General features: G+C 69.7%; 8 protein-coding genes and 1 pseudogene. 4 read left to right on the forward strand and 5 right to left on the reverse strand.

Going from position 1 to position 8,654, the window contains the following annotated elements; genetic code table 11:
- Positions 1-137 precede the first annotated feature (137 nt).
- Complete coding sequence (locus tag IEY93_RS31835) at positions 138-743, forward strand: class I SAM-dependent methyltransferase (protein ID WP_229691651.1); 606 nt, start codon at positions 138-140, stop codon at positions 741-743.
- Between the two features lie 231 nt (positions 744-974).
- On the opposite strand, the gene IEY93_RS31840 is transcribed toward IEY93_RS31835, so the two are convergent.
- Positions 975-1,973 carry an Acg family FMN-binding oxidoreductase gene (locus IEY93_RS31840; RefSeq protein ID WP_189166863.1) on the reverse strand — a complete coding sequence of 333 codons (999 nt, stop codon included), beginning with the start codon at positions 1,971-1,973 and terminating at the stop codon, positions 975-977.
- A gap of 282 nt (positions 1,974-2,255) precedes the next feature.
- Between IEY93_RS31840 and IEY93_RS31845 the strand changes: the two genes are divergently transcribed.
- Together IEY93_RS31845 and IEY93_RS31850 are read left to right on the forward strand one after the other, a co-directional pair.
- On the forward strand, positions 2,256-2,957 hold the full coding sequence (locus IEY93_RS31845) for a CBS domain-containing protein (RefSeq protein ID WP_189166864.1): 702 nt from the start codon (positions 2,256-2,258) through the stop codon (positions 2,955-2,957).
- A 29-nt stretch (positions 2,958-2,986) separates the two neighbouring features.
- The gene (locus tag IEY93_RS31850) at positions 2,987-3,886 is read left to right on the forward strand and encodes a universal stress protein (RefSeq protein ID WP_189166865.1); all 900 of its coding nucleotides are present in this window, start codon (positions 2,987-2,989) and stop codon (positions 3,884-3,886) included.
- Between the two features lie 106 nt (positions 3,887-3,992).
- Here the strand turns inward: IEY93_RS31850 and IEY93_RS31855 are convergent, their stop codons facing one another.
- Both IEY93_RS31855 and IEY93_RS38800 read right to left on the reverse strand, forming a co-directional pair.
- Positions 3,993-4,172, reverse strand: a complete 180-nt coding sequence (locus tag IEY93_RS31855; protein ID WP_189166866.1) for a DUF6766 family protein — start codon at positions 4,170-4,172, stop codon at positions 3,993-3,995.
- Positions 4,173-4,782: 610 nt separating this feature from the next.
- Positions 4,783-4,978, reverse strand: a pseudogene (locus IEY93_RS38800) (IS3-like element ISMyma3 family transposase); the annotation flags it as partial.
- Between the two features lie 304 nt (positions 4,979-5,282).
- Here IEY93_RS38800 and IEY93_RS31860 point away from each other — a divergent pair.
- Complete coding sequence (locus IEY93_RS31860; RefSeq protein ID WP_189166867.1) at positions 5,283-6,992, forward strand: LamG-like jellyroll fold domain-containing protein; 1,710 nt, start codon at positions 5,283-5,285, stop codon at positions 6,990-6,992.
- A gap of 192 nt (positions 6,993-7,184) precedes the next feature.
- Here the strand turns inward: IEY93_RS31860 and IEY93_RS31865 are convergent, their stop codons facing one another.
- Together IEY93_RS31865 and IEY93_RS31870 are read right to left on the reverse strand one after the other, a co-directional pair.
- The gene (locus tag IEY93_RS31865; RefSeq protein ID WP_189166868.1) at positions 7,185-7,538 is read right to left on the reverse strand and encodes a hypothetical protein; all 354 of its coding nucleotides are present in this window, start codon (positions 7,536-7,538) and stop codon (positions 7,185-7,187) included.
- A complete protein-coding gene (locus IEY93_RS31870; protein WP_189166869.1) occupies positions 7,535-8,005 on the reverse strand; it encodes a hypothetical protein in 471 nt (156 codons plus the stop codon). Before IEY93_RS31870 ends, IEY93_RS31865 begins: the two co-directional genes overlap by 4 nt.
- Positions 8,006-8,654: the final 649 nt, after the last annotated feature.

Consider the following 8,654-nt stretch of genomic DNA (forward strand, 5'->3'; position numbering starts at 1 on the left):
TCGAACAGGATCATCTGGGCATGCCTCGGAGCGACCCTCGGCAGAACGTCCCACGGGGGCCTACGAGCGTCGCCCGAGAGAGGAACGAACCTCTCCCATCGGCCGGCGCGGCATATCATCGCCGGGGAGGTGGCGGCATGATGAAGAGGGCCGAGTGGGACCAGCGCTACGAGGCGAGCGGGCTGCTCTGGACGGCCGAGCCCAACCGCTTCGTCGCCGAGCACCTCGCCGCGCTGACACCCGGCCGCGGCCTCGACCTCGGCACAGGTGAGGGCCGCAACGCCGTCTGGCTCGCCGAGCGGGGCTGGCGGATGACCGGCGTCGACTTCTCCGCCACCGGGCTCGCCAAGGCGGAGCGGATGTCCGCCGATCGAGGTGTTCCGGTCGACTGGGTCCTGGCCGACCTGTGCACATACGTCCCGGAACCGGAGGGTTTCGACCTGGTGCTCATCGCCTACCTCCACCTGCCCCAGGACGACCTGGCCGGGGTGCTGGGCCGGGCGGCCGCGGCGGTCGCACGCGGTGGGCGCCTGTTCATCGTCGGGCACGACCTGGCGAACCTGGAGGACGGCGTGGGCGGCCCGCGCGACGCTGGCGTGCTCTACACCGCCGACACGCTCGTCGCGTCCCTGACGCCGGCGCTGACGGTGACCCGTGCCGGGCAGGTGCGCCGCCCGGTCGCCACCGAGGACGGCCCACGCGAGGCCATCGACACCCTGGTCCTGGCCACCCGCCCCGTCTGACCCGCTCGTCCCGCGGCGCTGACCTTATCGCGACGTGAAGGCGGCAAGTAGCACCTCGACGTCTCGGTGCCGGGTTCGGGACTGCATGCCGTCTCCACGGAGCTCGTCAACGCCTGGGACCATCAGCGACGGCCCGCCCCGGCGACCACGCCGGACCCGACGGCAGCGGCGACGAACCGGGGCGTGGGCGTAACCGTCTCGAACTCTGCAGTGCCGCGCCGCAGCCGGAGGTCACAGGCCGTCCACCACCTCCGAGACCGGGCGGCGCACGCTCGGGCCCCCGTCGGGGACCCTGCCGAGCCTCATGATCATTTGGGGGTACTCCCCCGAGCACACCTGCTCGCGGAGGAACTCCCGCAGGTGGGGCAGCTCCAGTGCCTGGGTGTGGAAGGCGGCGTGCACGCCGTGTGCGGAGGCGTGCAGCAGGACGCGCTGCAGCGCCTGACCCGCGGCCAGCCAGTCTGCACGGGAGTCGCCCGTCGTGGTCAGCACGGCGACGAGCCCGGTCGTGACGGCCTCCGGGTGGGTCTCCTTCGTACCCCAGCCATGGCCCCGGGCGTAGTCGCGCTGCGCGAACCGCTGAGGGCTGGTCCGCGGCGGCTCGCTCGGGTAGGCGTCCGCGGGCACGCCGTCCCGCCTGGTGCTGCCCGGCGGCCGGCTCCAGCGGATCAGCTCCAGCGTGAACAGCCGATCTTGCGCCTGCGCCTGCTGCGCCGCGTCGGTGATCGCCCCGAGCAGGCGTACGGCGGCCGGCGACCGCACCGGGGTCAGGCGTGCTCCCTCCATGCCCGCCTGCCCGACCAGGGCCTCGACCAGCGCCTCCGCCATCGGCTCGGCAGTGAAGCCCGCCCGGTGTGTCCGGCGCCGGGTGATCTCGGCGTACAGGTCGAGGGCGTGCTCGTCGGGCGGCGTGCTCTCCCCCGGACGCACCCTCGCCAGCAGCGAGGGCCGGTCCGGGTCGGGCAGCAGGTGCACTTCGGGGTGGTATCCGAGCGCGAGCAGCGCGATGCGCACGTCCAGTAGCGCGGCCCCGCAACTGATCAGGAGTTGCCGGCCCTCGGGGTCGGCGACCGGCAGGAGCCGGTCGAGGTCCGCCCGCAGACTGATCTCGTCACCGGCCACGGTGAACGACCACGGCTGGGTGTTGTGCACGGAGGGGGCGTGGATCGCCGCCTCCACCGCCGACCGCACCGCGTGCGCCACGTCGCCGGTCGACGTGCGACCGTCCATGGGTCTCCTCCCTTCCCTCTGCTCGCGCGGGTGCGGCGAGCGTCCGCCTCACCTGCTGTTCTGCCCTGCCCGGGCGGCGCCACCCGCGGCACAGGTCCTGAAGCGGCGGGCCGAAAGGCCCTGAACGTCCCTGGTTGCGAGCTCTGCCCGCCGCCAGGGACGAAGGGCCCCGGCGGCGGGCGCAACGACCCGCGAACCGAGGACTTGCGGCACTCCCCGCGGCCGCCACGGCGAGATGGACTCGGAGGAGAGACAGGCACGAGAAGCGAGCTGGAGGGCACCATGCGGGTGAAGGTCAGCGAGGTCATGACCCGGGACGTCGCCTCGGTCAACGGCAGCACGCCGTTCAAGGACGTCGCCGAGGTGCTCATCGCCCACGGGGTGAGCGCGGTACCGGTCGTGGACGGCGAGGACCACGTCCTCGGCGTCGTCTCGGAGGCGGACCTGCTGCGCAAGGAGGAGTTCAAGGAGCAGTACTACCGCGAGGGCTACCAGCCGCCGCTGCGGGTGCGGCTGCGCCACCGCCTCGGCAAGGAGGGCGCGTGGGCGCGCGAGAAGGCGAAGGGCGAGACGGCCGCCGAGCTGATGACCAGGCCGGCCGTCACGACCCGGCCGCGGGCGTCGGTCGTGCAGGCCATGCGGCTGATGGACGAGCACGGCGTGAAGCGCCTGCCCGTCGTGGACGAGGACGGCGTCCTGCAGGGCATCGTCAGCCGCACCGACCTGCTGAAGGTCTTCGTCCGCGCTGACGCGGACATCGCCAGGGAGATCGAAGAGGACGTTCTCACCCGGTCGCTGTGGATGGACGCCTCCCGGGTCAAGGTCACGGTGAAGCGGGGCGTCGTCACGCTGGAGGGCACGATGGACCGGCGCAGCAACGCGCACATCGCGGCCCGCGCCGTTCTGCGGGTCAACGGCGTGGTGGACGTGATCGACAGGCTCACGTGGGAAGAGGATGACAGTCCCGGCTGGGATGCGCGATAGCCCGGCACCGGCACCACGAAGGAGAGACCATGTACGGGCTTGTCACGGTCGCGGTCGACGGTTCCACCTCCGCACTGGCGGCGGTCGACTGGGTGGCGGACGACGCCGCCCGCTCGGGGAAGGCCGTACGTGTCGTGCACGTCCGCGAGCCCTGGGCCGGTGAGTATCCGTTCCACCGGGTCGAGGGGTTCGACCAGTCGATGACCGACTACTGCGAGGGTGTGCTGGCCAAGGCCGCCGCCCGCGTCGCCGAGCGGGCTCCCGGCGTGAAGGTCACCACCGAACTGGCCACCGGGGCGGTGGTCGAGCGGCTCAAGGACGAGTCCGGCCGGACCGACGTCCTGGTGCTCGGCAGCCGCGGCATGGGCGGCTTCACCGGCCTGGTCGTCGGATCAGTGGGGATAGGTCTGGCCGGGCACGCGGCGGGCCCCGTGGTGATCGTGCGCGGTCCGCTGGGCGAAGAGCACGGCGAGATCATCGTGGGCGTCGACGGCTCGCCGCACTCGGAGGCGGCGCTGGAGTTCGCCTTCGAGCAGGCGAAGCTGCGCGGCGCGCGCCTGCACGCGGTGCACGCCTGGGCGATGCCCGCGTTCTCACCGCTCGCGGCCGGCTACACCGATGTGTTCAAGGACGTCTTCGAGTCGGCCACCCGGCAGGCCGGGCAGTGGCTCGCGGCCTGGCGACAAGAGCACCCGGAGGTGACGGTGGCCGAGACGGTCGTGTGCGGGCACCCCACGCCGGCGCTGGTCGAGGCGTCCGAGAAGGCCGACCTGGTCGTCGTCGGCTCGCGCGGGCTCGGCGGGTTCAAGGGGGCCGTGCTGGGCTCGGTCGGCCACGGCGTGCTGCACGGCGCGCACTGCCCGGTCGCCATCGTGCGTCCCCGCGAGGCGCAGCCCCGTGAGGAGCGGCCCGGCGCAGCGGAACGCTGACCGCACACCGGCTCCTCGCCGTAACCGGCCAGGTCGGCGCGCGCCGCGGCGGCGAGGCGCCCGGCGATCACCTACCAGAGCCGGCCCCGGCCTTCGGGCGATCGGGTCAGCCTTGGACGTTCGTGGCGGCGTGCGGGGCGCCGACCGCCTTGGACTCCGGTGAGCCGCGCTGACGCAGATACACCGACAGGGCCACCACGGACAGCACCGCCAGGGACTCCAACTGCCAGTCCTGCAGGGTGCGGTTCCACAACTCGGCCGACTGTACGTAGTCGAGCCAGCTCACCGGAGGATTTCGCTAGCTCCAGTGCGGGCGGCGCGGGCCGGGACCCCCCGAAGGGCCGCAGCCCGGCCCGCCGATCGCCCAGCGCGGCAGACCGCGAAGCGGACTGCCCTTGACCATAGAGAAAAGATCCCCGTGAAATGGAGCCGGCCCAAGATCGATGCCGGTCTTGCCGGGCGATCTCAGGCCAAGGTGATCGTGAGGCTGCTGGTCTACGCCTCGCCGGTCGTCAGCCCGATGGGACAACCGACGCCGGTGCCGCCTATGGCGCAGTAGCCGTTGGAGGGGGCGGCAGCTGCGTACGCTGCAGCTCTAGAGATGTCTCTGTCTCGGCAGCCGTGTCTATACCACCATGGATTTCGACAATGATGCCAGAGTCGGCACCGAGGAGGCTCTCGATGAGCTGCAGCTTCCTCGGCGCCTCGCCACTCTGGTCGGTGCTCTCCAGAGGACGGCGGACCTTGCGTCCATCATGACCGGTATCTCACCTGTCCTCGCCGCGAGGAGTCCGACGGAGCGATCATCGCGTGATCCTCTGTGACACGGGTCCCCTCGTCGCCGCATTCAATAGAGCGGACAAGGATCACGCCCGCTGCGTGCGATTTCTCGCACAGGCCCGACGCGGTTCGGCGACCTCTGCCCGCAGTCGTTTGATCTCAGCGGCGTTCTCGCTGGTGATGCCAGGCCGCTGCCCGCGTCCACCTCTGCCTTGCGGACCCAGGTGCGCACCGTCTCGGGTGCCGATGCCCAGCGACCGCCTTCTTCGCGGCCCACTCAAGGGGGTAGTTAGGACGAACCTGCGCGACCATACGCACCGCACGCTCACGAAGCTGAGCAGCGTAGGGAAATGGACGTGACCGCCTGTGCGCGGCCGTCGTCGCTCGGTTCCGGGCCGCGACAAAGCCTCCCGCAAGGCCGCTGCCTGCGGTGCTGTCGGTCGATCATGTAGCCGGGGTCGACGTCGGTCTGCACAGATACGGGTCGGCTCTCGGGCCGCGTACGAGGCAAGACAGCGGTCGGTGACCTCGAACTCCGTGAGGGCAATTACTTGATCGCCAGACCGGCTCGTCCGCGTTAACGTGGATCATCACATGGCTCGGCTACGGAGGTTCGATGCCCCGTTTACCTCGATTCCTGGCGTCCGCCGCCGTGGCTGTGGCGATGGCTCTCAGCGCGACGGCCGCTGTGCCGGTCGGCCCCGCGTCGGCCGCCTCGCTTCTCACCGATCCCGTCCCCATCGCCGCGTACGGCATGGAGGAGAGCAGGGGTACCGCGGTGGGCGACTCCATGGGCGGTGACACTGGCACGGCGGTGGCAACGTCGTGGACGGCGGGAAAGTACGGGAAGGCCTTGTCCTTCGCGGGAGAGGACTACGTCGAGAGCAAGGTGGCGATTCCTCCCACCCCTGCTTGGGCAGCCCTTGGGGCCCTCACCTTCGAGGCGTGGATCAAGCCGGCGGCCGACGCCTACGGCAACCTCCTGGAGTTGCAGTCCTCGGACTCCTCGAACGGCTTCTTCGTGGTGGACTACAGCTCGCGAACCCTGTACGCAGCCTACTGCGGGGTCGAAGGATGCGCGGTCATCTCGGGGAGCGAGCACGGGTTCGAGGTGCCGGAGGGCGCATGGAGCCATGTGGCGGTCACCCATGACGGGACGGCGCTCCGCATCTACCTGAACGGGACGCAGGTCGCCGTGCAGGAGGCGACCGTGCCGCTGCCGTCGTTCGACGGCCAGCGCACGATCGGCGGCGCTTACGACACCTCGGCCGACTTCGACGGCGTGATCGATGAGGTGCGCGTCTACGGCACCGCCATCGACGAGGCACGGGTCCGCGCCGACATGGAGACCCCCGTCACCGCGGCCCTTCCAGACGATCCGCCCTCGGCGGTGGGCGCCTTCACCGCGGCCGGTGGGAAGGCCCGTGCCGACCTGTCGTGGACCGCGGCGACCGACGACTTCGGGGTCACGGGGTACGAGGTCCACCGCTCGTCGACGGCCGGCTTCGAGCCCACCGCCGAGACGCTGGTCGCCACCGTCACCACGCCGAAGTACGCCGACACCGGCATCGAGCCGGCGGGCAGCTACTACTACCGCGTCCAGGCCCGGGACATTCTCACGAACGGCCCCCCGTCGCAGGAGGCGGCCGCGGACGTGGGACCCGTCGACCGGCCCGCCGAATCCCTCCTGGCCGCTTACGCGCTCGACGAGGGGAGCGGCACCCTGGCCCGGGACGCTTCCGGCAAGGGCAACCACGGCACCGTCGACAGGGCCACCTGGACCGCGGGGAGGCACGGCTCCGCCCTGGACTTCGCGAGGACCGGCAGGCGGATGGTCGTCCCCGACCCGGCGAGCCTGCGGGTGACGAGCGGGCTCACCCTGGAGATGTGGATGCGGCCGAGGGCCGTCGAACCGTACGACCGGCCGCGGTACATCGTCGCGAAGAAGGCGTCAGGCTCCTCCTACCCGAGCTACTCCGTCAAGACATGGGGGCCGAGGGACTACCAGGTGCTCCTGACGATGGCCGACCGGACACCCCTCTCCGTGACCCTCCCGACTCCGCCGATCGACCAGTGGACCCACCTCGCCATGACGTTCGACTACTGGGCCGGCCGCTACACCCTGACGGTGTACGTCAACGGCGCCGTACATCAGTCCCTGGAGACGTCGAGCGCCATCCTGTACGCCCCTGGCGACTTCCAGCTCGGATCGGACGGGTTCGCCGACGACCTCTACATTCCGGTCACGCTCGACGACGTGCGCGTCTATTCCAAGGCGCTCACGGGTCCGCAGATCAGGGCGGACATGCTCGAACGCGTCTCGTGACGCGTTTGCCGGTGAAGGGTGCGGCCGCCGGGGGCGCGGTCCCGGCGGCCACGCTCGCGGGCGGGTCGGTCTGGCAGGTGGCCCACTCGGATGGGTCACCTAGCTTGACGTTGGTGCCACCGATGCCGCAATACCCATTTGACAGCTTAAAAGGTGCTGCTGTAACACTCGGCTTCGCGCAGCAATAGTCGGCTATTCGGTGTCTTTGGGGTGCCGGGGCGATGCATAGATTACCCAGACAGTTCGAGTGGCATCATCGATGGCATAGCGGACACGCCCGCCGCTGGTGACCTCGAATTCCCACTGCTCCAAGTCCTTGCCGTTGTGACGATGAGTCGCGAGATCGCCGCGTAGGCGATGCTGACGGTCGTGGCTGGAGCCTGAACGGGGATCAACCCGCAGCACCTCGAAGCATCGGCGCGTATTGGCCAAGGCGTGACGGCACAGCTCTTCCCAGCCCCTGACCGCTTCGCCGGTACCGAACCGGACATCCCACTCGCCATCCGGTGGTGGCACCGTCACCCGATCTCCACGCTTCGGACTCATGCCGAAACCTGTACCGGCCCGAAGTCACCGCTGGTGGGCTTGCGAGCCTCGGCGTAGCGTGCGGGGTCGGCCTTGATCCTCGCAGTGGCTCGCCAGCCGGCGATGACCTCCTGTGTGGTGGCATCGACCTCCAACTCGGCCGCATCGGAGAGCGCCTCGACCAGTTCCAGAGTGAAGGCACGCAGTTCGTCCGAAGACAGGTGGCGAACCCAAGGGAAGACCTCCGGCATGGCTATGACCAGCGCACGCGCAGTGGGATCGTGCTTGATCAGAGCAAGAAACAGCCGGGAGGCGGTGGTGAACGTCTGTTCGCGCTCCTCTTCACGGTCGGCTGCCGTCAAGTAGAAGTCTGGAGCATCCCGATGCGTGACACGCACGCGTCCCAGGCGTGCCGCGCGCTCGGCGACCGCTCGGGGATTTCTCGACAGGTCAGAGAAAGTCACTGCGTCGGCATGGCTAGTGCTCACACCGTCAGGTTACATCAGAACACGTTCTGACATGAGCGATCAAGGAACTCCATGGCTATCGATCGAGAGCGTTCCCCGCCTCAGCTCTCCAGCGGTAAGCGGGTTCGGACTGTAGCCGCCCTGGTACCCGGCAGCGGTGGAGACGAAGCCGGGAGTCCGCCAAGCCTTCCACTCAACGCCCCAAGCAGCCCCGAGCCCGAAGTCGGCCATCTCGGTCTCCGGGGTACGGCGGGGCCAGGGGCGCGTCCACGACGGGTCGATGGCGGCCGGCAGCAGGACGGCTCACGCTTAAGGGGTGAACGCGAGAGTACGAGCCGTACAGCGAGATCTGTAGAGCTACTCGTCACTCAGCACCAGGCCCGTCTGGCAGGCGGCCCACTCGGATGGGTCACCTAGCTTGACGTTGGTGCCACCGCTGCCGCAGTAGCCGTTGGTGGAGGCACTATAGGAGTGGTTGTAGCTTCTCGTCCGCAGATGCGTTACGACCTACGATGCCTCGACTTGAGATAGTCTTTCACCCACTTCTTGCTGCTCCGCCACATGCCATCATCCCCCTTGACCGCACGGAGTCTTCCCCTGGCAGCGGCCACGCGTAGTGCGTTTTCGGTGACGTCTCGCGTGGTGAGAGCAGGCAGGGGGACAAGCTTGA

Origin of the sequence: Sphaerisporangium melleum (assembly GCF_014646695.1) — a bacterium.
Classification (GTDB): Bacteria; Actinomycetota; Actinomycetes; order Streptosporangiales; family Streptosporangiaceae; genus Sphaerisporangium; species Sphaerisporangium melleum.